The sequence below is a fragment of the Tahibacter aquaticus genome (assembly GCF_004363655.1).
GTDB classification, from domain to species: Bacteria; Pseudomonadota; Gammaproteobacteria; order Xanthomonadales; family Rhodanobacteraceae; genus Tahibacter; species Tahibacter aquaticus.
The window spans coordinates 417,284-440,898 of the sequence record NZ_SNZH01000001.1; the positions used below are offsets into that span (position 1 = coordinate 417,284).

At 63.6% G+C, this 23,615-nt stretch carries 19 protein-coding genes; 11 read left to right on the forward strand and 8 right to left on the reverse strand.

The annotated features are described in order from the left end of the window. Window positions 1-320 precede the first annotated feature (320 nt). From DFR29_RS01655 to DFR29_RS01695, 9 genes are all read left to right on the forward strand, one after another. Entirely contained in the window at window positions 321-1,961 is a 1,641-nt protein-coding gene (locus DFR29_RS01655) for a sensor histidine kinase (RefSeq protein WP_133816811.1), read from the forward strand. 276 nt (window positions 1,962-2,237) lie between these two features. After that, a complete protein-coding gene (locus DFR29_RS01660; RefSeq protein WP_133816812.1) occupies window positions 2,238-3,683 on the forward strand; it encodes a sigma-54-dependent transcriptional regulator in 1,446 nt (481 codons plus the stop codon). Window positions 3,684-3,778: 95 nt separating this feature from the next. Next, window positions 3,779-4,519, forward strand: a complete 741-nt coding sequence (gene tfpZ, locus DFR29_RS01665) for a TfpX/TfpZ family type IV pilin accessory protein (protein ID WP_133816813.1) — start codon at window positions 3,779-3,781, stop codon at window positions 4,517-4,519. Between the two features lie 80 nt (window positions 4,520-4,599). After that, the gene (locus DFR29_RS01670) at window positions 4,600-7,614 is read left to right on the forward strand and encodes a spermine/spermidine synthase domain-containing protein (protein ID WP_133816814.1); all 3,015 of its coding nucleotides are present in this window, start codon (window positions 4,600-4,602) and stop codon (window positions 7,612-7,614) included. A gap of 333 nt (window positions 7,615-7,947) precedes the next feature. After that, window positions 7,948-8,487, forward strand: coding sequence for a pilin (locus tag DFR29_RS01675; protein WP_133816815.1), 540 nt, complete (start codon window positions 7,948-7,950; stop codon window positions 8,485-8,487). A gap of 159 nt (window positions 8,488-8,646) precedes the next feature. After that, window positions 8,647-9,171 (forward strand): pilin, encoded by a 525-nt coding sequence (locus DFR29_RS01680; RefSeq protein WP_208113485.1) that lies wholly within the window; start codon window positions 8,647-8,649, stop codon window positions 9,169-9,171. 89 nt (window positions 9,172-9,260) lie between these two features. Further along, on the forward strand, window positions 9,261-11,177 hold the full coding sequence (locus DFR29_RS01685; RefSeq protein ID WP_243745923.1) for a hypothetical protein: 1,917 nt from the start codon (window positions 9,261-9,263) through the stop codon (window positions 11,175-11,177). Window positions 11,178-11,447: 270 nt separating this feature from the next. Then, a complete protein-coding gene (locus tag DFR29_RS01690) occupies window positions 11,448-12,317 on the forward strand; it encodes a glycosyltransferase family 2 protein (RefSeq protein ID WP_166653809.1) in 870 nt (289 codons plus the stop codon). A 65-nt stretch (window positions 12,318-12,382) separates the two neighbouring features. After that, a complete protein-coding gene (locus tag DFR29_RS01695) occupies window positions 12,383-13,249 on the forward strand; it encodes a hypothetical protein (protein WP_133816817.1) in 867 nt (288 codons plus the stop codon). Here DFR29_RS01695 and DFR29_RS01700 read toward each other — a convergent pair. Genes DFR29_RS01700 through DFR29_RS01735 form a run of 8 tightly spaced genes read right to left on the reverse strand, consistent with a single transcriptional unit; the run spans window position 13,200 to window position 20,194 of the window. Then, the gene (locus tag DFR29_RS01700) at window positions 13,200-14,015 is read right to left on the reverse strand and encodes a cephalosporin hydroxylase family protein (protein ID WP_243745924.1); all 816 of its coding nucleotides are present in this window, start codon (window positions 14,013-14,015) and stop codon (window positions 13,200-13,202) included. The two genes, DFR29_RS01695 and DFR29_RS01700, sit on opposite strands and share 50 nt — an antisense overlap. Beyond that, window positions 13,957-14,556, reverse strand: coding sequence for a NeuD/PglB/VioB family sugar acetyltransferase (locus DFR29_RS01705; RefSeq protein ID WP_243745925.1), 600 nt, complete (start codon window positions 14,554-14,556; stop codon window positions 13,957-13,959). The genes DFR29_RS01700 and DFR29_RS01705 overlap by 59 nt, the downstream gene beginning before the upstream one ends. Before the next feature lie 35 nt (window positions 14,557-14,591). Continuing rightward, window positions 14,592-15,707 carry a DegT/DnrJ/EryC1/StrS family aminotransferase gene (locus DFR29_RS01710; protein WP_208113486.1) on the reverse strand — a complete coding sequence of 372 codons (1,116 nt, stop codon included), beginning with the start codon at window positions 15,705-15,707 and terminating at the stop codon, window positions 14,592-14,594. Next, on the reverse strand, window positions 15,704-16,927 hold the full coding sequence (locus tag DFR29_RS01715; protein WP_133816819.1) for a class I SAM-dependent methyltransferase: 1,224 nt from the start codon (window positions 16,925-16,927) through the stop codon (window positions 15,704-15,706). The genes DFR29_RS01710 and DFR29_RS01715 overlap by 4 nt, the downstream gene beginning before the upstream one ends. After that, window positions 16,924-17,484, reverse strand: a complete 561-nt coding sequence (locus tag DFR29_RS01720; RefSeq protein ID WP_133816820.1) for a dTDP-4-dehydrorhamnose 3,5-epimerase family protein — start codon at window positions 17,482-17,484, stop codon at window positions 16,924-16,926. The genes DFR29_RS01715 and DFR29_RS01720 overlap by 4 nt, the downstream gene beginning before the upstream one ends. Continuing rightward, window positions 17,481-18,569, reverse strand: coding sequence for a CDP-glucose 4,6-dehydratase (gene rfbG / locus DFR29_RS01725; RefSeq protein WP_243745926.1), 1,089 nt, complete (start codon window positions 18,567-18,569; stop codon window positions 17,481-17,483). Before rfbG ends, DFR29_RS01720 begins: the two co-directional genes overlap by 4 nt. Beyond that, complete coding sequence (gene rfbF, locus DFR29_RS01730; protein WP_133816821.1) at window positions 18,566-19,336, reverse strand: glucose-1-phosphate cytidylyltransferase; 771 nt, start codon at window positions 19,334-19,336, stop codon at window positions 18,566-18,568. Before rfbF ends, rfbG begins: the two co-directional genes overlap by 4 nt. Window positions 19,337-19,345: 9 nt before the next feature. Beyond that, the gene (locus DFR29_RS01735; protein WP_243745927.1) at window positions 19,346-20,194 is read right to left on the reverse strand and encodes a glycosyltransferase family 2 protein; all 849 of its coding nucleotides are present in this window, start codon (window positions 20,192-20,194) and stop codon (window positions 19,346-19,348) included. 402 nt (window positions 20,195-20,596) lie between these two features. Here DFR29_RS01735 and pilB point away from each other — a divergent pair, with 402 nt between their 5' ends. Further along, window positions 20,597-22,321 (forward strand): type IV-A pilus assembly ATPase PilB, encoded by a 1,725-nt coding sequence (gene pilB, locus DFR29_RS01740; RefSeq protein WP_133816823.1) that lies wholly within the window; start codon window positions 20,597-20,599, stop codon window positions 22,319-22,321. A gap of 2 nt (window positions 22,322-22,323) precedes the next feature. Next, window positions 22,324-23,610, forward strand: coding sequence for a type II secretion system F family protein (locus DFR29_RS01745; RefSeq protein WP_133816824.1), 1,287 nt, complete (start codon window positions 22,324-22,326; stop codon window positions 23,608-23,610). Window positions 23,611-23,615: the final 5 nt, after the last annotated feature.

Below are 23,615 nucleotides of genomic sequence, written 5' to 3' on the forward strand. Positions count from 1 at the left end.
GCGAACACCTTGCGGGAAATGAAACGGATTGCTGGGCGAGGAAGCCGGTGCCGGCGCTGGGCGTCGACGTTGTCGGGCTTCCCGGTTGCTGCGCGACGAGGGGCCGAGAGCGCCCCAGGCAGAATGGCCGCGTATTCTGGGCAAAGGTGGTGGCAAAGAAAAGTCTGGCGTACCCGACCTTGGGCTAAATCCCGGCCGGAAGGCGTATTGCCGCCACGCCGGCATTGCCCAGGCCAGCCAGTTGCTGTGCTGCTGGGCTCGCCGCTGCACCGCGTGCCGGCACTCTTGCCAATCCAGCCAAAACTCGCGACGCTGCGGCCATGGGTACAGTCGCGAGGCCGCGCAACATCATTTCCGTGGGTTCGGCCACGACCGGGGAAGCCACCCGGCGCGAGCTGTACTTCTTCAACCTTTTCCGGGTATTGCAGGCCTGCATCTATGTCGGGCTGGCCTACAGCCCGCTGGCCATCGCCTGGATCGACCTGCGCTTTCCGCTGCTCGGGCGGATCAATGCCCTGCTTTACCTGTTTTTCGCCCTGGTGCTGTTCCTGCGCACGGAAAAGGTGCTGGGCCGGGTCAACCTGACCGTCGCGGTGGCGGTGCTGTACGACATTGTCGCGGCGGTGCTGGCACTGGCCAGCATCCAGGATCCGCAATCGGGCATCGCCATCCTGCTGATGTTCAATATCGGCGCCGGCGCTGTGCTGCTGCCGCCGCGCCTGGCCGGCGCCCTGGCCCTGTTCGGTGCCGTGGCCCTGGCAGTGGGCGCGACTGTGGTGCGCTATTACGACCCGCACTACGAGATAGGCCCACTGGAATCGGTGCTGTTCGGCACCGCCTACCTGGCGTCCTACGGCATGTTCAACGTGCTGGGCCGGCAGATGCGCGCGACCGAGGCACTGGCCGAGCAGCGCGGCACCGACCTGGCCAACCTGTCGCAGGTCAACGACATGATCATCCGGCGCATGAAGACCGGGGTGCTCGTGGTCGACGACGCCAACCGCATCCACCAGCTCAACGAGTCGGCCTGGATGCTGATCGGCAGCCCCAAGCCCGAATTGCGCGACCTGGGTGCGGTGGCGCCCGAGCTGTCGCGCCGGCTGTACCACTGGCGTACCACCGGCAAGACCGACACCCGCGCCGTGGCGCTGGCCGAAGACGTGCCCGAGGTACTGCCGCGCTTCACCCGCCTGTCGCCGAACGAGGCGACCAATGTGCTGATCTTCCTCGACGACACCTCGCTGGTCTCGCGCCGTGCCGAGGAACTGACCCTCAGCTCGCTGGGCCGCCTGTCCGCCTCGATCGCCCACGAAATCCGCAACCCGCTCGCGGCGATCAGCTATTCGGCCCAGTTGCTGGCCGAATCCGAAGACCTGGTAGTGGCCGACCAGCGCATGGTCGAGATCATCAACAACCACTGCGCCCGTGCCAACGACGTGGTGGAGAACATCCTGCAGCTGTCGCGGCGCGAACGCTCGCGACCGGAACTGGTCGACGTGAATGCCTGGGTCAACAACTTCGTCGAGGAATTCAAGGCCAGCAACGACCTGGGCATGGACCAGCTGCGCGCGGTAACCCAGCCACGCCTGATCGACGGCCTGGTCGATCCCCAGCAACTGCAGCAAGTGGCGTGGAACCTGGTACAGAACGCGATCCGCTACGGCCGCCTGCCGGGCGAACCGGCCCGCGTTGCCGTCATCGCGCGCATGCTCGGCGACAAGGGGCCGCCGGTGGTCGAAGTGGTAGACCGCGGCCCGGGTATTCCGCCCAAGGTGGCAGCGCAGATCTTCGAGCCGTTCTTCACCACGCACGAATACGGCACCGGCCTGGGCCTTTATCTCGCGCGGCAGCTGTGCGAAGCCAACCAGGCGGCACTGGAATACGTGCCTGTCGCCGGCGGCGGCAGCTGTTTCCGCATCACCCTGGTCAACCAGATCGCGCCGACGCCGGGACGCAGCTAGCTCCGGACATTCCGCTGTCTTTCGCCGCGATACGTCGTTGCACCTCGTTGCCGGAGTACCCGTAGGACGCCGCAGCCCGCCCAGTCCCGCGGCAAAATACATCCGCAATCTGTTGTTCGAATACCGAGGGGGGGTGGCGCACCCGCCGGCGCACTCCGCCCATAGCGGGACTGGGCGCTCCTGCGCAAGCCTGCCAACGGCTGCCTTTACCCGCACGCCCCCGCGCATTAACCTGCCCGCGCAGAGGGCGGACATCAACGCAGGAACGCATAGCCGATGAGCAAACAGACCGCCTTGGTGATCGACGACGAACGCGATATTCGCGAACTGCTCACGATCACGCTGGGCCGCATGAACCTCGACGTGGTCACTGTCGGCAGCGTCGGCGAGGCCAAGGCTCGCCTGGGCGAACGCAAGTTCGACCTGTGCTTCACCGACATGCGCCTGCCCGACGGCTCCGGCCAGGAAATCGTCGAGCTGATCGCGCGCCAGTACAGCGAGACGCCGGTCGCGATGATCACTGCCTACGGCAACGTCGATGCGGCCGTGGTCGCACTCAAGGCCGGCGCGTTCGATTTCGTGTCCAAGCCGGTAGACCTGGCCATGTTGCGCCGCCTGGTGCAGACCGCGCTCAAGCTCGGCGAAGAACGCCGCAGCGGCACCAATGCCACCGAAAGCAAGCTGATCGGCGATTCGCCGGTGATGCAGGGCGTGCGCGCCACCATTGGCAAGCTCGCGCGCAGCCAGGCACCGGTCTACATCAGCGGCGAATCGGGCGTTGGCAAGGAACTGGTCGCCCGCCAGATCCACGAACTGGGACCGCGTGCCGGCGGCACCTTCGTCCCGGTCAACTGCGGCGCAATTCCGTCGGAGCTGATGGAAAGCGAATTCTTCGGCCACAAGAAAGGCAGCTTCACCGGCGCCCACTCCGACAAGGACGGACTGTTCCAGGCTGCCCACGGCGGCACCCTGTTCCTCGACGAGGTGGCGGAACTGCCGCTGCACATGCAGGTGAAGCTGCTGCGGGTGATCCAGGAAAAATCGGTGCGCCCCATCGGCGGCCGTGCCGAGATGGCGATCGACGTGCGCATCCTGTCGGCCACGCACAAGAACCTGGCCCGGCTGGTCGAACTGGGCCAGTTCCGCCAGGATCTGTTCTACCGCATCAACGTGATCGAACTGCGCGTGCCGCCGCTGCGCGAACGCAAGGAAGACATTCCCAAGCTGGCCGGCCGCGTGCTCGACCGCCTCGGCCAGCACGGCGGCGACGGCCCGGCCAAGCTGCGCCCGGACGCCCTCAAGGCATTGTTGCAATATGAATTCCCCGGCAATGTGCGCGAACTGGAAAACGTGCTGGAACGCGCCGTGGCATTGTGCGAAGGCAACAGCATAGGCGTCGAGGACCTGCGCCTGGCCAGCGCGACCGAGCGCCCGCCGTCGCCATTGCCGCCGCAGCCACCGCAGGACACCTGGAACGCCGCGGCCGCGCCGGCCCGCAATGCGGGCTGGAACGAAGCGCGCCCGGCGCCGCCGCACCTGCCGGAACCGCGCGAAGACGAAGGCTTCCCCAACGACCTGGCCGCGGCCGTGGCCGAAACCGAACGCGCCGCCATCATGAAGGCGCTGGAAGCTACGCGCTGGAACCGCACTGCTGCCGCACGCCAGCTGGGCCTCACCTTGCGTCAGCTGCGCTATCGGCTGGAGAAGCTGGGTATCGAGTAGTCTGCCCGTCATCGTGTCCGCGGCAGCACGTACGATCTTTTTTCGTCACATCAGCAACGCGTATATTTACGCGATAGCGTAGCGCGAGGTTGTCCATGTCCCGCTGGAAGGCCGCAGCGATACACCTGTACATCAGTTTCTTTGTCGGTCTGGCTGCCGCTGCGCTGATCTTCGGCCTCTGGTATCCGCCGCCTTACAGCACGATCGGCGGCGCCAGCAAACTGGTGCTGGTGCTGCTGGGTGTGGACCTGGCACTGGGGCCGCTGCTGACCCTGATCGTGTATCGCCAGGGCAAATGGGGCATGAAATTCGACCTGATTGTCATCGGCGTGCTTCAGCTGGCTGCGCTGTCTTACGGTCTATGGGTGATCACCTTTGCGCGCCCCGTGTTCGTGCTCGGAGCGATTGATCGTTTTGTGCTTGTCCCGGCCGACGCATTGGAACCTGCCGACCTGGCTCAAGGCAGCAGGCCGGAATTCCGCCGTCTTTCCTGGACCGGCCCGATCCTGGCCAACGCGCTTTCGCCCACCGATCGCGAGCAGCGCAACGCGCTGCTTTTCAGCGGAGCCGCGGGCAAGGACATCGAGAAGTTCCCGAAATTCTATGCGGACTACGCCAGCAGCAATGGGCCACTGCTCGCGCGCGCGCAATCCCTGGACGAGCTGGCGAAGCTGCCCGGTGCCGCAGAACGCATCGACCCATGGCTGAAATCGCAGGCACGCGCACGCGCGCAGATCGCCTGGCTACCGTTGCTCGGACGCGGCGGCGATGCAGTGCTGCTGCTGGACAAGAGCAGTGGCGAAATTCTCGACAGCCTGCCGATCGACCCCTGGTAGTGAGGCGCAGATCACGCCCGCAAACCTACGTCGCACCGAGGCAATGTCGTATGCTCATGCGCTAGAAAGGGAGAATCCATATGTCCGAAGGGGAACGCGCACCGCGCTGGCTCGGGCCGGCTGTGCTCTTTGTTTTTGCTCTGTCCGGGTGCTCGGGGCTGATCTACCAGTCGATCTGGTCCAAGTATCTGGGGTTGTACCTGGGCCATGCGGCCTATGCGCAAAGCCTTGTCCTCGCTATTTTCATGGGCGGCATGGCAATCGGTGCCTGGTGGGCGAGCAAGCGCAGCTTGAGCTGGCTGAACCTGCTCCGCGCGTACGCAGTGATCGAGCTGATCATCGGTCTGGCGGCGGTCCTATTCCATCCGATCTATCAGTCGCTGACGACTTTCGCCTACGACACGGGCTTTGCCGCCCTGCCCGGTCCATTGTCCGTACAGTTGTTCAAATGGGGCAGCGGCGCGCTGCTGATCCTGCCGCAATCGATCCTGCTCGGCATGACGTTCCCGCTGATGAGCAGTGCCCTGATGCGACGGCTGCGCGTCGGCGATGGCGCCGTGCTCGGTGGCCTGTATTTCACCAACAGCATCGGCGCCGCGTTCGGCGCTTTGTTCGCGACATTCGTACTGCTGCCGACGATCGGCCTGCCGGGCGCAATGCGCTTTGGCGCCGGACTCAATCTCGTGGTCGCCCTGGCCGCATTCCTGCTGGCACGCAAACCCGAACTGCCACTGCCGCCCGAACCTTCGGTCACTCGCGATCAGACTGGCGTGGCCCGCGTGCTGCTCGCAGCTGCCTTCATCACCGGCGCAACCTCGTTCGTCTACGAAATAGGCTGGGTGCGCATGCTCAGCCTCGTCTTCGGCAGTACCGTGCATGCCTTCGAGTTGATGCTGGCAGCCTTCATCGGCGGCCTGGCTTTTGGCGGCCTATGGATCCGTAAACGCATTGATGGCTATGCCTTCCCGATCCGCGTCGGCGGCTGGGTGCAGATCTTCATGGGTCTGGCCGCACTGCTGAGCCTTGTCTTCTATGACCACGCATTCGACGGTGTCGCCTGGTATATGCGCGCGCTGGCACGTACGCCCAGCGGCTACGATCTCTACAACGTCGCCACGGCAGGCATATCCATCCTGCTGATGGCACCAGCGGCATTCTTTGCCGGCATGACGCTGCCGCTGTTCACTCTCAGCCTGATCCGGTCTGGCGCCGGCGAAGCCGCGATCGGACGGATCTACGCAGCCAATACCATCGGCGCCATCGTCGGCGTTTTCGCCGCAGTACATCTGATGATTCCGTTTCTGGGCCTCAAGCTCGCCATGATCGCCGCAGCAGCGGGCGATCTGGTGCTCGGCCTTGTCTTGCTGCGCCGCGAGACGCGATCGGCGCAAAGGCCAGACGGCAGCTATCTGGGGGCGCTCGCGCTGTGCGGCATAGCCCTGGTCGCCACGTTGCTGTACGCGCGCTTCGACCCGGCGGCGATGGCTGCCGGTGTCTATCGCACCGCCATTGCACGTCTGTCGCCCGATGAGAAAGTGCTGTTCTATCGCGACGGGAAAACCGCCAGCGTCTCGATCCGCGCCAACCCGCTGGGCCTGCGCTCGATTTCCACCAACGGCAAAGTCGACGCAGCAATCCGCGTTGCCGAAGACGGCAAGCCGGCGCCCGACGAAATCACCATGGTGATGGCTGCCGCACTACCGCTGCTACACCATCCGAATCCGCGAACTGCGGCAGTTATCGGCTTCGGTTCCGGCCTGTCCACCCACACTATGCTAGGTGACTCGCGCCTGGAACGCGTCGATACGATCGAGATCGAACCGGCGATGATCGAGGCGGCAAAAGCCTTCGGCAAATACGTCGAGCGTGCCTATAACGATCCGCGGTCGCATTTTCACATCGAAGATGCACGCACCTATTTCTCCGCCAACAGATCGAAGTACGACATTATTCTGTCGGAGCCGTCCAATCCCTGGGTGTCGGGCATAGCAAGCCTGTTCAGCGAAGAGTTCTATGACTTCGTACCGCACCATCTGGCACCGGGTGGCCTTCTTGTGCAATGGATACAACTGTACGAGATCAACGATGAGCTGGTCGGCTCGGTGGTACATGCCCTGTCGAAGAATTTCGCCGACTATCGCGTATACCTTTCCTACAATTCCGACATGCTGATCGTCGCCCGTGCCGACGGACCGGTCGGCGACCTCAATCCCGAACCCCTGCTGTCGCCAACGCTGCGCCCAGGACTGTCGCGTCTGAACATCGATACCGTTCCCGACATCCTGTCCCACCAGATCGGCGACCGGCGCTCGTTCAACAGCCTGTTCGCCGCGCTGTCGCGCCGGACCAATTCCGACTACTACCCGCACCTTTCGCTGGAGGCGCCGATTGCGCGCTTCACCAGCGACGCTGCAACCACGCTGACCCAGCTTTCATCGGCAGACCTGCCTTACCGTGAAGTACTGGTAGGCCTGGCACCTCCGTCAAGCAAGGAAATCGTCAAGGACAACACGTCTTTTTCCTACTCCGACGCCGTGCATTTCGTCTCCGACGTCGCCACAATGCTGCGCAAGGGAGGCGCACTGGAAGCGGCGGGCAACAATGCCGAAGCGATTGCCTACCTACGTTACGCCGTTGGCGAGTGTCAGGTCGGCAAAGACACCGAACAGGCAATGGAAAACCTGGTGCTCGTCGCTGGGCGTACGCTGCCGCTGCTACCCTTGGAGGAACGCAAGGGAGTATGGATCGATCCGGAGTGGATCCACTGCAACACCCAGCCGCCGGTCGTACGCCTGCTGCTGGATACGATTGCCGCGCTGGCCGTTCGCGATGGCGCCACGGTGAAGCAGAAAGCCAGCGAACTGCTGGCGAACAAAGCCGAAGTACGATCGGTGATCGTTCGCGACTGGCTGTTGCGCGCGGCAATGCTCGGTGCGGTGGATGCAAAGGACTATCCGGGGGTTCTCAAACTACAGGAACTCTACGGCAGCGATCCCGACGTGAAGCGCAACGTGCCCTATCGTTACTGGACCATCAATCGCTCCCAGGAACTGCAGGGCATGCAGCCGGCGAAGCCGCATAGCGAGACGGAATAGCGCAGCCAGCTGGTGGCGTGCTCAACACTACTGACTGGTCGCGGCCAGCGGCACGGGGCCTGCACCGACACCGTGCCGATGCGCGGATTGTCAGATACCGACAATTCGCGCATGGATCGTCATGTCAACTTGAGAACGCCGTCGCACTGTGGGCGGCATCATTTCGGAATCCGGTCCATGCCCGACCGGCTTCTGCTTGGCACGGAAGCTGCTAAACCTGAACCGCGAGCCGCCGGTTGTTAGGTTAAAAGCGATCGCGGACAAGCGGGCCCGCCTGGCAAGGTTGGCGGCTCTAGGGGCAATCGTTTCAATTTCAATTCCAGAGGATTCACCATGAAGATGATCAACAAGGGCTTCACCCTGATCGAACTGATGATCGTGGTCGCGATCGTTGCGATCCTGGCCGCCATCGCGCTGCCGGCCTATCAGGACTACACCGTCCGCTCGAAGATCTCGGAAGGCCTCGTCGGCGCCAGCGCCGCCAAGGTGTCCGTTGCCGAAGGCTTCCAGTCCGGCGGCGCCGTTGGTCTTGCTGCTGCGGCTGAAGCCTACAAGGTAGCGAACACCGCGACCTCGTCGAAATATGTTCGTGAAATCAATATCGACGCCGTCACCGGCATGATCACGTTCATCGTCGAAGCCAACGCCAACAACGGTATCCCGGCTGGCGAAGCTGGCAAGATCCTGACCTTCACCCCGTACGCGATGGGCCTGGGCGCTGGCGCTGGCAAGGCACTGAGCGATCCGGACGCCCGTGGTTCGATCGACTGGGGCTGCGGTTCGCAGACCTCGAAGACCGCAACGGCTCGCAAGCTGACCCCGCAGGTTCCCGGCACCCTGACGCCGAAGTACGCGCCGTCGGAATGCCGTTGATACCTTGCGAAATCCCGCTCTGTTGAGCTGGGGCAAAGGAACTCAGGAGCCCCGCAACTGCGGGGCTTCTTTTTAGGAAGCGAGATGCGCCGACATATGTGCATCTTTGCACTGCGCTACGTCATTGGCGCGACTCTGACCGACCCACGGGGGGCCGTGATGAAAACTGCACGTGGATTCACCCTGATCGAACTGATGATCGTGGTGGCGATCGTCGCGATCCTGGCCGCTATCGCCCTGCCGGCTTACCAGGACTATACGATCCGCGCCAAGATGTCTGAGGGCTTCGGCGCCGCGTCAGCCGTGAAAGTTGCTGTGGCATCGGCATTTTCGTCGGGTGGCCCCATCGCCGTCGCTGCGGTGGCTTTGCAGTATCAGCCCAACAACACGGCCACCAGCAGCAAGTACCTCCAATCCATCGAAGTATCCGATGAAGGGGTCATTACTGCTGTTGTCGAGGCCAATGTCAACAACGGCCTGCCAATCAGCCTTGACGCAAACAGGTTCACCCTGACGCCACAGCTGGCCACGAGCAACGGCGTCTACACGCCGCTCGATATCAGCCTGTCCGGGCGCATCGACTGGGCTTGCGCTTCTGCCAGTCACCTTGTCGCGCAGCAGCGCGGCATGATTTTCACTCCCGGGACCATGCCGTCGAAGTACCTGCCGGCCGAGTGCCGCTGAGAAGATCGACCTCCAGTCATCGCATCGGGGCATTCCAGCACAAGCATCGCTCATTGCTGTCACGCTGCATAAGCCATTAGGCTGCAGCGATGATCATTTCTCGAAATCTATCCTGGGCCCCGCGCTTCTTTCTGCTCGGCCTGGCTGCTACCTGCTTCGTCTACTGGCAGGGACTGTACGGCGACTGGTTTTTCGACGACACACCCAACATTGTTAGCAACACGGATTTGCAGCCCCAGCAGGTGGACACGGCCAGCCTGCTGAACGCTGCGCTTTCGTCGCCATCGAGCACACTGAAGCGGCCGCTCGCCTCGTTGAGTTTCGTCGCGAATTATCTGCTGGGCGGGCTGGCTCCTTTCGGCTGGAAACTTACCAACCTCGCTATTCATCTTCTCAACGGCTGGCTCGTTTTCCTGCTCGGCATACGCCTGCTTGCCCTGGCACGACAGCGCAGCCGCACCGCCTGCGCGCAACCCGAAATGGCGGCAGCGCTGATCGCCACCGGCTGGCTGCTGCTGCCGGTCAACGTGTCGGCGGTATTGCATGTGGTTCAGCGCATGGAAATGCTGGCAAATCTGTGTGTACTGGCAGGGCTGTTGGGTTACGTGATCGGCCGCCAGCGCATGATCGACGGCGAAAATGGTTTTCGGCTTTGCGCAGCCAGCGTGATCGGAGGAGTGCTGCTTGGCCTTGCCTCCAAGGAAACGGCCATCCTGCTGCCGCTCTATGCCGTGCTGCTTGAGTACCTGCTGCTACCACGCGCGCAAACGCCAGACCGGCAGTTGGCCTGGCTATTCGGCCTGACGCTGCTGCTACCGGCACTGGTCTGTGCCACAGTGCTGCTGCCTTGGCTGGCGAATCCAGCCACCTGGGCGAGTCGCGAGTTCAGCCTGTCTACGCGGCTGCTGAGCGAAGGGCGAATCGTGCTGGACTACCTTGCCTGGATTCTGGTGCCAGCGCCGCACGCGCTGTCGTTCCATCACGACAATTTCCAGATTTCGACCGGCTTGCTGAGCCCGTGGACTACGCTGGCCAGTTTTCTGGCATTGGCCGCGCTGGCGGCGCTGGCCTGGCACTACCGCGAGCGCCGGCCTCTGCTGGCGCTCGGCATTGCCTGGTACTTTGCCTGCCACCTGCTCACCAGCACGGCGCTGCCGCTTGAGTTGATTTTTGAACATCGCAACTATTTCGCCAGCTTTGGCATTCTGCTGGGCGGTGTGCCGCTGCTGCTCGACGCGGCGCTGCCACTGCTACGCGTGCGCCAGGCCCTGCTGGGGATACTGTTGCTATGGTGGGGCGGACTGACCTTCGCCACGACCTACGCCTGGGGCGACAGCATGCGACTGGCCGCGGAACTGGCGCTACGCGCGCCCGATTCCGCCCGCGCCCAGACCAGCCTTGGTGCCGAGTTGCTTTGGCGGGCAAATTTCGATCAAGCTTCTCCGCTGATGACCGAAGGCTATGCACTGCTCGAACAGGCTCGCCTGATGCCGAAATCATCGACCCGGCCCGAGCAAGTGCTGATCTTTACCAATGCCATGCTCAAACGAGAACAGGACGCCATCTGGTGGCAAAGCCTGATCGACAAGCTGCGCCGGCGCGCGCCCAGCGCGGAGGACATCAGCGCGCTTGCGGTCCTGACCCAATGTGCGCGCTCGCGCCAATGCGACCTGCCACAGGAACACATGCGTGCCGCATTCGAAGCCGCAGAAAGTCACGGTCAGCGCAACGCGCGCGTGCTGGTCATCCATAGCGACTACGCCTGGAACGTACTTGTCGATCGGCCACTGGCGCTGGCGTTGACCGTCCAAGCCATCGACATCGATCCCGGCGACAGCGATTCACGCATCGCGCTCGCGCGCATGCATCTGGTGTTGGGGCAGAACGATCAGGCACGGCTGCAGCTGCGCGCCCTGGAACGGCTCAATCGCATGGGCCGCCTCGACCGACCCATCGCCGAATTGCGCAAACTGATCGAGTTGCGCAGCCAGGCAGCGAGATCCTGATGGCTTGCACCGCGAGCCTTCCTGGGGAACGTCCGGCATCTTTCGCAACGATACGTCGTTGCATCTCGCGGCCTTGGCAATACTGCATCGCTTGCACTCGCCCGGTCTCGCGACGAAACCCGTCCGGAAATTCTTTGCGGCACGGCGAAACAGAAAAGTAGAAATCCACCGAGTACGCCGGAACTGGACTTTTCCGACGACTGCAATGCGAGCACCGGCCTTCGCTATCATCCGGCATCGATTTCCCATTTGTCACTCATGAGTCCTGCCGTGCCGCCATCAGATCTACCGCTGATCAGCATCGGGTTACCGATCTATAACGAGGCACGCTTCATCGACGCCACGCTGGCGTCGCTGCGGGCGCAGGATTATCCGAACCTGGAAATCATCGTCTCCGACAACGCTTCGACCGACGGCACCTACGCCATCTGCGAAGCCCACGCCCACACCGACCCGAGGCTGCGGCTGGAGCGCGCCGCAAGCAATCGCGGCGCGACCGAGAACTTTCTCCACGTGCTAGACCAGGCTCGCGGCGACTTTTTCATGTGGGCCGGCGGCCACGATCTATGGACGCCCAATCTGGTGTCGGCCTGCCTGGAGCGACTGCGCTCGCATCCGCAGGCTGATCTCGCCTACGCATCTTCCTGCTGGATCGACGCCGATGCCAAGCCGCTGGCGCGCGAATCGGGCTATGCCGACACTCGAGGTCTGGCGCCGCTGGCCCGCTTCTTCACGGTTTTCTGGGGCAACATGCACCCGATCATGGGGCTGATGCGCCGACGCGCCATTCTCGAGTGCGGCAGCATGCCCGCTATGGTCGGCGGCGACCTCGTATTGCTCTCACGTCTGGCCTTGCGCAGCGAATTCCTCCATGCAGAAGGCGCGATCTGGTATCGGCGCGAATTCCGCGTCGAGCGCGACCACGCCGACAAACTACGCCGCTACGCTTCGGCCGAGACACGCATCGGCACCGGCACGCTGACGCGGCGTTTTCCGCTCGTCGCGCTTCCACTGGCCCTGGTACGCAGCGTACTTGCCGCCGACCTGCCGGCGCTGGACAAGCTGGTCGCGTTGCTCGCCCTGCCAGCCGCGTTCGTTGCTCGCTACCGCGTGGGCCGCCAGCGCGTTCCGGACGCCTGATGTACGCGGATGCGGCGCGACGCTGGCTTGCCCGGCTGCAAGCCGTAGCCACACCGCTCGCGCTGGTGTTCCTGGTTGCGGTCACCTGGAGCGCGCGCGATACGCTCGCCCAGACGTGGCGACAGTCCAACCTCTACGTGCTGCTCGGACTACTCCCCCTATGGGCGGCACTCCACCTGCTCACGCCTGTGTATGCACACCTGCTGCTGCGCCTCGATGGCCTTCCATTACCGTATGCAACGGCGCTGCGCATACATGTGGCGCGGCTACCGGCGCGCTATCTGCCCGGCGGGCTTTGGCATACGGTGACGAAGGCCGCCGATTTCAGCGTTCTCGGCGTCGCCAAGGAAAATTTGACGCTTTTAGTATTCCTGGAAAACCATATTCCGTTCGCGCTCGCGCTGACGCTTGGCAGTGCCGCCTTGCAGATATCCAATGGCGCCACTGCACCGCTCGCGACGGGACTTGCGCTCGGCTTGCTCCTGCTCGCGCTGCCACCGCTGGCGCTGAATCGGCTGGCGCCGCTCGCCCACCTGCGCCTGGGATGGCGTCGCTACACCGCCCTGCTGGTCGTCAGCAGCGTGTTCTGGTGCGTCGCTGCAGGCACCTTTGCATCGTACTGGCATGCATTCGAACTGCCAGCGCATGCACCTCTGCAAATCGCTGGCAGCTACCTCGTATCCTGGGCGCTGGGTTTCGCTGCAGTCGTCGCTCCACAGGGTATCGGCGTGTTCGAAACATCGATCGCGCTGCTGCTGAACGGCAGCACGCCACTCGCCCGCCTGCTGGCAATGGCGGCGGGCTTTCGAGTGTTCTGCCTCGTCGCCGATCTGCTCGTCTATGCGCTGTATCTGGTGTGGCGTTGCTTCGACGCCGTGAGGCTCAGGCCGGCCCAGAACGACGGCGAAGATAGCCGCCGGTCGCCACCGTGATCGCTATCTGCGCCTCCAGTGCAGTATCCACTTCGAACTCCGGGTGGGTCGCGAGGAACTGTGCAACCGCGGTCTTGGGATTGTTGCCCACGTCCCAGGGCCGCTCCGGGTAGCGCCCGGCAGGAAGATCCTCGATCACCGTGTCGAACACCACGCAGTAGCTGCCGGCGCCAACCAGCGGCGTGTAAGCGTCAAGCTCCGCAAGCACGTGCTCGTGCGTGTGATTCGAATCAAGCACGACCAGAACGTTCTTGCCGCGCGCGCGCTCGTGCACCTGGGCCACAACCATCGGATCGACACTGGAGCCCTGCAGCAACCCAATGCGGCGGAACATGGGATGGGCTTCGATGGCAGCACGATTGTGCGCGCGAATATCGATGTCGATACCCAGCACCTCGCCGTGGCCCATCAGCTCGCACAAAGACGCGTAGAAGATCAGCGAGCCGCCGTGAGCAATGCCGGTTTCGACGATCAGATCGGGGCGCACCTGCCAGAGTATCTGCTGCATCGCGATCATATCTTGCGGATACTGGATGATCGGCCGGCCCATCCAGGAAAAATTGTAGGAATAGCGGTGCGGCAGGCTCGCTTCCAGCCACTGGCTGGAAAGCTGGCGCAAGTGCTCGTCCTGGCGCAAGCCGTCGATATTGCGCGCGACTTCCTGCTGGAAATCGGCGAGGGGGTCTTTGTCGTTGCTCATGGCTGCATCATGCCTGGGAATGCAAACGGGCGGGACTTCCGATAACGACGCTGCGCGGTGCGACATCCCGCGTGACGACAGCGCCAGCGCCCACTACGGCATCCGCGCCGATCTGGCGGCCCGGCAGCACGATCGCGCCAGCACCGACGAACGCACATTCGCCAATACGAACCTCGCCCGCAAGCACGGCGCCGGGGCCGATGTGCGCGCCGTCGGCGATCTCGCAGTCGTGATCCACAGAAGCAGCCGTGTTGACGATCACGCCTCGCCCCAGGCTCACATGACTGCACACAGCCGCCATCGCCAGCACCTGACAGGCTTCGCCGCAATGCGCGTCGGCGGCAAGGAATGCGCGCGCGTGGATTGCGCCCAGTAAGGAAAACCCCAGCGATGCGAGTTGATCCATGCGCGCAAGGCGATCGCGTCCGCGGGCACCGCCGATCGCGACCGCTGCATGCAGCCCTTCCACGCCACTGCGCGCGGCCAGCCATCGCTGCAAACCGTCTTCGCCAACCAGCACGGGCACGCCGGCGAAGGGCGAGGGCAGTGCCCGGCAATCAACGACAGCAAGCAGCTCGATGCGCGATCCCAGCGCTTCGCGCAACACCTTGGCCTGGCCGGTCCCACCCCAGAAGATGGTCTTCACGGCCGCAGCTGCGCGATCACGTGGCGGGCGACGCGGACGATATCGGCATCGCGCATGTCGTGGTAGCTGGGCAGATTCAGCGCGCGCCGCGACAGCGAATGGCTGATGCGGTGCTGCGGCCGCGGCGTGAACATCGGCAGGCTGGACAAAGGCCAGAAGAACACCCGCCCATCGATATTGTCGGCCTTGAATGCGGCGAGGAGTTTTTCCCGGTCGAAATCCGCATCGTCGTCGACCACTATGGTCGGCATCCAGTAGCCATTGCGCGTACCCGATGGCTCTGGATTCATGCGCAGGGGCAAGCCGGACAGCAACTCCGCGTAGCGTTCGAAGATGTCCCGCTTGCGCGCCACGAGTTCCTCTACCCGCTCGGCCTGGGCACAGCCAATGGCCGCCTGCAGATTGGACATCTTGTACTTGTAGCCGATGCGCTCGGGCCAGAACTGGCGCGTTTCGCCGCGCGCACGTCCGTGGTTGGACAAGGTCAGCACGCGTTCGTACAGCGCGTCGTCGTCGGTCACGAAGATGCCGCCCTCACCGGCAGTGAGCGTCTTGGTGCCGTGGAACGAGAACGCGCCGAATACACCCAGCGTACCGGCGCGACGGCCGTGCCAGGTGGAACCCAATGCTTCGGCGGCATCTTCGATCAGATGCAGGCCGTGACGCTGTGCAATCGCGTACAAGGCGTCCAGCTCGCACAGGTTTCCGTACAGATGTACTGCGAGAATCGCTTTCGTACGCGGCGTGATCGCGGCCTCGACCGCGGCCGGATCCAGACACCAGCTGAACGCATCGACATCGACCAGCACCGGCGTTGCGCCGAGATGCACGATAGGGGCAGCCGAGGCGATCCAGTTGATGTCTGCCAGGATGACTTCGTCGCCCGGGCCTATGCCCAGCGCCGCCATGCCCAGATGCAGCGCACCGGTGCCGCTGGCCGTTGCGATAGCGTGGCGCGAACCCAGGTGCTCGCGGAACAGTGCCTCGAAGCGATGAATATAGTCGTAGCAATGCTCGCCCCAGCCGTTCGCGGCGGCATCGGCTGCATACGCCGTCTCCCGCGGGGTGATCGACGGCTTGGTGTAGTAGATACGTGAGGCCATGGCAGTCATGACACGACGATTTCCGGTACGGCAATGACGAAACGCGCCCCCCAGTCACGGGCATAGGCCAACTGCGCGGTGATTTCCTCGCGCAGATTCCAGGGCAGGATAAGAATCAGGTCAGGACGATCCTCGCGCAGGCGCGCCTCGCCAACGACAGGAATGCGCGATCCCGGCAGGTAGCGCCCCTGCTTGTGCGGCGAGGCGTCGACGACGTAGGGCAGCAGGTCGGAACGTACACCCGCATAGTTGAGCAAGGTATTGCCTTTCGCCGCAGCCCCATAAGCAGCAACGCGCAAGCCGCGGCGGCGCTGCTGCAGCAGAAACTCAAGCAAACCGTGCTTGACGGCGTCGGCTTGCTGCTGGAAATCGCGGTAGTAGTCTGCTTGCGGCACGCCGACAGCCGCTTCGGCCGCACGCAGCGCCGCTACCGAACCGAGTTCGCTGCGCGTGTCCTGCACATGCGTGGCCCAGATTCGCAGCGAACCGCCATGCGTCGGCAAATGCTCCACGTCCCAGATACGCAGGCCGTGGGCAGCCAGCACGCGCTCGACCGTATAGAACGAGAAATAGGAAAAATGCTCGTGATAGACCGTATCGAACTGCCGCTGGGCAACCAGCTGAACCAGATGCGGAAACTCCAGCGTCACGCTTCCGCCGTCGGCCAGGGCCAGCGCGATTCCGGCGACGAAGTCGTCGAGCTCGGGCACATGGGCCAGCACGTTGTTGGCGATGATGAGATCGGCCCTGCCGCGTTGCGCCACGAAATACTCGGCGAAACGGCGGCCGAAAAACTCGACTACCGTGTCTATGCCCCGCGCGCGTGCCGCTTCGGCGGTACCCAGGGTCGGCTCTATGCCGACGCAGGGTATGCCACGCGCAGCCACGTACTGCAGCAGGTAGCCGTCGTTCGATGCAATCTCGACGACCAGGCTGCCCGCGCCCAGCCCCAACCTCGGCACCGCCTGGTCGACGTAACGCCGGGCATGCTCCAGCCAGGAACGGGAATAGGATGAAAAGTACACATAGTCCGGCGCAAACAGATTTGCCGCGGATTGCACCTCGTCGACCTGGACCAATCGGCAGGCGTCGCAGACATAGAGCTTGAGCGGAAACCAGCTTTCCGGTTCGTTCAGCGCTGCCGCGTCGAGAAACGCGTTCGATGGCGGCGCGCTGCCCAGATCGAGAAATACCTGTTCCAGCACCGTGGCACAGTGACGGCAGTTCATGGCGCAAGTCCTGCAAACTGGGCGTCCAGCAGCGCTGCCGTCGCGTCCCTGGCGGAAACCTGCACAGGTGGCAGCGGCCAGGCGATGTCCAGGCTCGGATCGTCGTAGCGCAGCCCGCCTTCGTGCGCCCGGCTCCAGCGCGCCGTGTGCAGGTACAGCATCTGCACATCGTCGCTGAGCGCCTGAAAGCCGTGGGCAAAACCCGCCGGTATGAAAACCTGCAGCGACGATAACGCGTCCAGCTCGACCGCATGCCAGCGCAGGAAGGTGGGCGAGCGCGCGCGCAGATCCACCGCCACATCGAACACGCGGCCGCGCAGGCAGCGAATCAGCTTCGCATCGGCCGCCGGCGGATACTGGAAATGCAGGCCACGTACACAGCCGCGCTGGCACGTCTCTGAAAGGTTTACCTGTGGAAAATGTAATCCAGCCTGCAGTGCGGACAGTTCGTCCTCGCAGAAGATGCGGCTGAAGCGGCCGCGCGTATCGCTGACGCTGCCGCTTTCGATCACGGTCAGGCCGGCCAGTGGGGTCGGATGCAGGCGCGCCGGATTCACGCCGCCACGGCCCAGGCGAGACCGCCGTGCCGCGCTGCGGCAATGTAGTCGTACAGATCGGCGCGGCTGCGCAACTCGCCCTGGCGATACCAGGCGCGATACCAGTCCATGGTGCGGGCGATGGTCGTCGCCGCATTCCATACCGGCTGCCAGGCCAGTTCGCGCGCCGCTTTGGAACAGTCCAGGCGCAGCACTTCGGCTTCGTAGGGCTGCCCCGGCTCGGCCGCCGCCAGCTGCAGGCCGGGCCAATGCGTAGCCATCCGGGCCACCAGCGCCGCCACCGGCAAGGTTGCGTCGGCACCAGGGCCGAAATTCCATTCGCCTTCGCCGCTACCGCCGAGCAGGGCCTGGCCCAGGCACAGGTAGCCCGACAGCGGCTCCAGCACATGCTGCCAGGGTCGGATCGCCTGCGGCCGGCGCAGCTGCAACGGCTGGCCGGCTTCCAATGCACGCACCAGATCCGGCACCAGCCGGTCCTGCGACCAGTCGCCGCCGCCGATCACATTGCCCGCGCGCGCCGTCGCCAGCAGCGGCCGCTCCGCACCGGTGCCGCTGAAGTAGCTCTTGCGATAGCTGGCCGTGATCAGTTCGGCACACGCCTTGGACGTGCTGTAGGGATCGTGCCCGCCCAGCGCATCGTCTTCGCGATAGCCGCCAGTGTCGTGGCGTTCGAGGTAAACCTTGTCGGTAGTCGCGTTGACCAGCGCTTTTACCGCGGCACAGCCGCGCACCGCCTGCAGCAGATGAACCAGACCCAGTACATTGGTTTCGAAGGTCTCGACCGGTTCCGCATAGCTGCGCCGGACCAATGCCTGGGCGGCCAGATGGAATACCAGTTCGGGCTGGAACGCATCGATGGCCGCGGCCACTGCCGTGCGGTCGCGCAGATCGGTGCGGCGGCAGTCGACGCCGTGCAGATTCAACAAATCCCAATGTGAAGGATGCGTATCGGCATCCAGCGCCAGCGCGGCTACATCGGCACCCAGTTCACGCAGCCAGAGGCACAGCCACGACCCCTTGAAGCCCGTATGCCCGGTTACGAGTACGCGCCGGCCGGCATAGATGCCGGCAAACAGGTCTTTCACGGCCAGACTTTCCACGGCGCGGCACCGCTGTTCCAAAGCTCTTCCAGCCGCGTCTTGTCGCGTACCGTGTCCATGGGCTGCCAGAAACCGGCATGCGTATACGCCGAAAGCTGGCCGTCACGGGCCAGTGTCTCGAGCGGGCCGCGCTCCCACACGGTTTCGTCGCCGCCGATATAGTCGAGCACCCGCGGCTCGAGTACAAAGTAGCCACCGTTGATCCAGGTGCCGTCGCCCACCGGTTTCTCGCTGAAGCGCGTGATGCGCATGCCGTCGATATCGAGCGCACCGAAACGGCCCGGCGGCTGTACGGCGCAAACCGTGGCCAGGCAGTTCTGGCTGCGATGGAACGCCAGCTCGGCGCCGATATCCACATCGGAAACGCCGTCGCCATAGGTGAAGCAGAAGGTCTCGCCATCCAGGTATTCGGCCACTCGGCGCAGGCGTCCGCCGGTCTGGGTGTGTTCGCCGGTATCGACCAGGGTGATGCGCCAGGGCTCGGCGTGCTTGTGGTGCACATCCATGCTGTTGCTGCGCAGGTCGATGGTCACATCGGACATATGCAGGAAATAGTTGGCGAAGTACTCCTTGATCAAATACCCCTTGTAGCCAAGGCAGACGATGAAGTCGTTGATACCGTGGCTGGAGTAGATCTTCAGGATGTGCCACAGGATCGGCTTGCCGCCGATCTCGATCATGGGCTTGGGACGCAGATGGGTTTCTTCGGCGATGCGCGTGCCCAGGCCGCCGGCGAGGATGACAGCTTTCATGGGCGGATCTCAGCCATCGCGCCGGTAGGTCAACGCCGTGATCTGTTCCGACACCAGGCCGATCAGGAACACGATGACGGCAGCACTGAACAACAACGCGCTCATGTTGGTGAAGCGGTGCTGGGTCAGGAAGGTGTAGCCGTAGTAGCAGCCGCCCAGCATGAAGAACGCCAGGCTGGTCGGCAGGAACAGCTTGAGCGGCGAATACAGCGTTGCGATCTTGAAGATGATCAGCAGGAAGCGCACCCCGTCGCGCAATGGGCGCAGGTGACTTTTGCCGATGCGCTTGGCCACGGCAATCGGCTCGAACGCGATCGGATATGCGCTGCGGCAGAAAGCCATGGTGCTGGTCGTGGGGTAGGAGAAACCGTTGGGCAGCAGGTGCAGGAATTCGCGGAACCTGTCGGCGCGGACGGCGCGAAAGCCCGAGGTGAGATCCACGATGCGCAAACCCGTCATCCAGCTGGCCAGCCGGTTGTACAGCGCATTGGCCAGTCCTCGCCCGACGCCGGCCTGCCCCGACCAGTCGCGCGCGCCGACCACCATGTCGTAGCCCTGCTCCAGGCGTGCCAGCAGCCGCTCGATATGCGCCGGATCGTGCTGGCCGTCGGCATCCATGAACACGATGATGTCGCCGCGGGCGGCGCGGGCACCGCGCTTGATTGCAGCGCCATTGCCCATCGAGTAAGGCGAGGACACAACGCGGGCGCCGGCGGCAAGCGCCACGGCAGCAGTGTCGTCGCTGGAACCATCGTCGACGACGATGATCTCGTCGTCGGGCCGCGCCTGACGCAGGCGCGGCAGCACGCCCTGCAATGCCGCGGCTTCATTCTTGGCAGGCAGGACGATACTGATCACAGGAGTCCTTTGAAAAAATCGGTGTCGGTTTTTCTGGATTCTTGCAGCCCTTCGCACCAACAGAAGTGGCTCGCCACTAGCCAGACAAGAGGGTCGCTGCCGATGCAGACAGGAGACAGCGGCACAGCAGCCAGCGCCTGCCGACAGAAGCGAACCGCCCCCAGTTTCCCGCATTTGCGCCGCATCTTAAGCAATCCGCCTGCGTAGCGTCAGCCCCGGCCGCCGCCGAAGCCGCCGGCCTGGCCGGCAAGGTGATTGATCGCACTGGCTTTCTGCCCCGGCTGGGCAAAACACCGGGCAGTACTGTTCGAAACTGCCGACCACGTCCCCAGACAGCGGTACTCCCGGCCGGGGTTTTGCGGTACATTCTGCCGCAGTTGCAGGGGCTTACACGGCATTCCTATGGCGACACAAATAAATCCGGCATCGCTTACCGGGCTGACCGGAATAGTCCGGCGCCTGGTGATGGAAGGCGCATTGTCCGATGTGGACGCGCGCAAGGCGGTCGATGCTTCGTCCAAGCAGAAGATTCCGCTGGGCACCTACCTGATCGACAACGGCATGGTCGACAGCCGTGCCGTGGCAATGGCGGCATCGACCGAGTTCGGCGTGCCCGTCTACGACGTGGCCGCCATCGACTTTTCCCAGCTGCCGCTGAAACTGGTCAGCGAAGAACTGATTACCAAACATCGCGCGTTGCCGCTCTTCAAGCGCGGCAATCGCCTGTTCGTCGGCCTGTCCGATCCGACCAACCTGCGCGGCCTGGACGAAATCAAGTTCCAGTCCAACCACATCGTCGAGCCCATCCTGATCGACGAGCAGGCGCTGGCCCGGGCGATCGACCAGGCCCTGGCCCAGGGCAGCAGTGCGACCGACCTGGAGGGCGACGAAGGGCTGGAAAGCCTGGACATGAACGCCGGCGGCGACGAGGACGACAGCACCGGCAACAACGCCGACTCCGGTTCCGACGACACGCCGATCGTGCGCTTCGTCAACAAGGTGCTGGTCGACGCGATCAAGCGCGGCGCTTCCGACATCCATTTCGAACCGTTTGAGACCGAATACCGGGTGCGCCTGCGCATGGACGGCATGCTGCGCAAGGTCGCCGCACCGCCGACCAAGCTGGCGCCGCGCATCTCTTCGCGCCTGAAGGTCATGTCCGGCCTGGACATCGCCGAACGCCGCGTGCCGCAGGACGGCCGCATCAAGCTCAACCTGTCCAAGGGCAAGTCGATCGACTTCCGCGTCAGCACCTGCCCTACCCTGTTCGGCGAAAAGGTAGTGCTGCGTATCCTCGACGGTTCCGCCGCGCGCCTGGGCATCGAGAAGCTGGGCTACGAGGAAGATCAGAAAAAGCTGTTCCTCGACGCAATCGAGAAGCCCTACGGCATGGTGCTGGTGACCGGGCCCACCGGCTCCGGCAAAACCGTATCCTTGTATACAGCACTGAATATTCTCAATACGGAAGGCCGCAACATTTCCACCGTCGAAGATCCGGTGGAAATCCGCGTGCCGGGCATCAACCAGGTACAGCAGAACCAGAAGCGCGGCATGACCTTCGCCGCCGCGCTGCGTTCGTTCCTGCGCCAGGATCCGGACGTGATCATGGTCGGCGAGATCCGCGACCTGGAAACCGCAGAAATCGCGGTCAAGGCCGCGCAGACAGGCCACATGGTGCTGTCGACGCTGCATACCAACGATGCACCGCAGACCATCTCGCGCCTGATGAACATGGGCATTGCGCCGTTCAACATCACCTCGTCCGTGACGCTGGTCATCGCCCAGCGCCTGGCGCGCCGGCTGCACGAATGCAAGAAGCCGCTGATACTGCCGCCGGCTGCGCTGATCGCCGAGGGTTTTCGCGAAGACGAAATCGCCAATATGCAGATCTTCGACGCAGTCGGCTGTTCCGGCTGCAACGAAGGGTATAAAGGCCGCGTCGGCGTCTACCAGGTGATGCCGCTGGCCGAGGAGATCGCCAAGATCATCCTCGCCGGGGGAAATGCCCTTCAGATCGCCGACGCTGCCCGCAATGCCGGCATCCGCGACCTGCGCGCGTCGGCCATGATGAAGCTCAAGCAGGGCGTCACCAGCCTTACCGAAATCAACCGCGTCACCAAGGATTAACCATGGCTACTGCAACTGCGGCCCAAGCCAGAAAGGCGGCCATCGCCACCGTCAAGCGCGGCCAGGCACGTGCCGAAGTCAGCGCTCTGCAGACCTTTGTCTGGGTCGGCAAGGACAAGCGCGGCCAGTCCATGAAGGGCGAGTACTCGGCCAAGAACATGAGCCTGGTGAAGGCCGAGCTGCGCCGCCAGGGCATCAACCCGACCACGGTCAAGGCCAAGGGCAAGCCGCTGTTCGGCGCCGCGGGCAAGACCATCAGCGCGCGCGAAATCGCCGTATTCAGCCGGCAGATCTCCGTGATGATGCAGGCCGGCGTACCGCTGGTACAGGGACTGGACATCATCGCCAGCGGCCAGGCCAACGTGCGCATGAAGAACATGCTGGTCGCGATCAAGAACGACATCGAGGGCGGTTCCACGCTGCACGAAGCACTGGCCAAGTTCCCGGTCCAGTTCGACGAACTGTTCTGCAACCTGGTAAAGGCCGGCGAATCGGCCGGTGTGCTCGATACCGTGCTCGACACCGTCGCGACCTACAAGGAAAACATCGAAGCCCTGAAGGGCAAGATAAAAAAAGCGATGTTCTATCCAGCTATCGTGCTCGCCGTCGCCCTTATCGTGTCGTCCATCCTGTTGATTTTCGTGGTGCCCCAGTTCGAAACCGTGTTCAAGGGTTTCGGCGCCGACCTGCCGGCGTTCACCCAGATGATCGTCAACATGTCGCGCTTCATGACCACCTACTGGTGGGCGGCGTTGCTGATTGCCGGCGGCGTCATCGGCGGCTTCATCTTCCTGTACAAACGCTCGCCTGCATTTGCCCATCTTTGCGCGCGCGCCGTGCTCAAGCTGCCAGTGATCGGACAGATCCTGCACCAGTCGGCGATCGCTCGCTTCGCCCGCACCCTAGGCGTCACCTTCCGCGCGGGCGTGCCGCTGGTCGAGGCACTCGACTCCGTCGCCGGCGCAACCGGCAGCCCGATCTACAACAACGCGGTCAAGCGCATCCGCGAAGATGTCGCCGTCGGCCATCAGCTGCAGCTGGCCATGCGCCAGGCCCAGCTGTTCCCGAACATGGTGGTGCAGATGGTCGCCATTGGCGAAGAATCTGGTGCGCTGGACAAGATGCTGTTCAAGGTCGCCGAGTTCTACGAGCAGGAAGTCAACAACGCTGTCGATGCCCTGGCCAGCCTGCTCGAACCGTTCATCATGGTGATCATCGGCGGCATGGTCGGCAGCATGGTCGTCGGCATGTACCTGCCCATCTTCAAACTCGGTGCGGTGGTCGGTTGATCGAC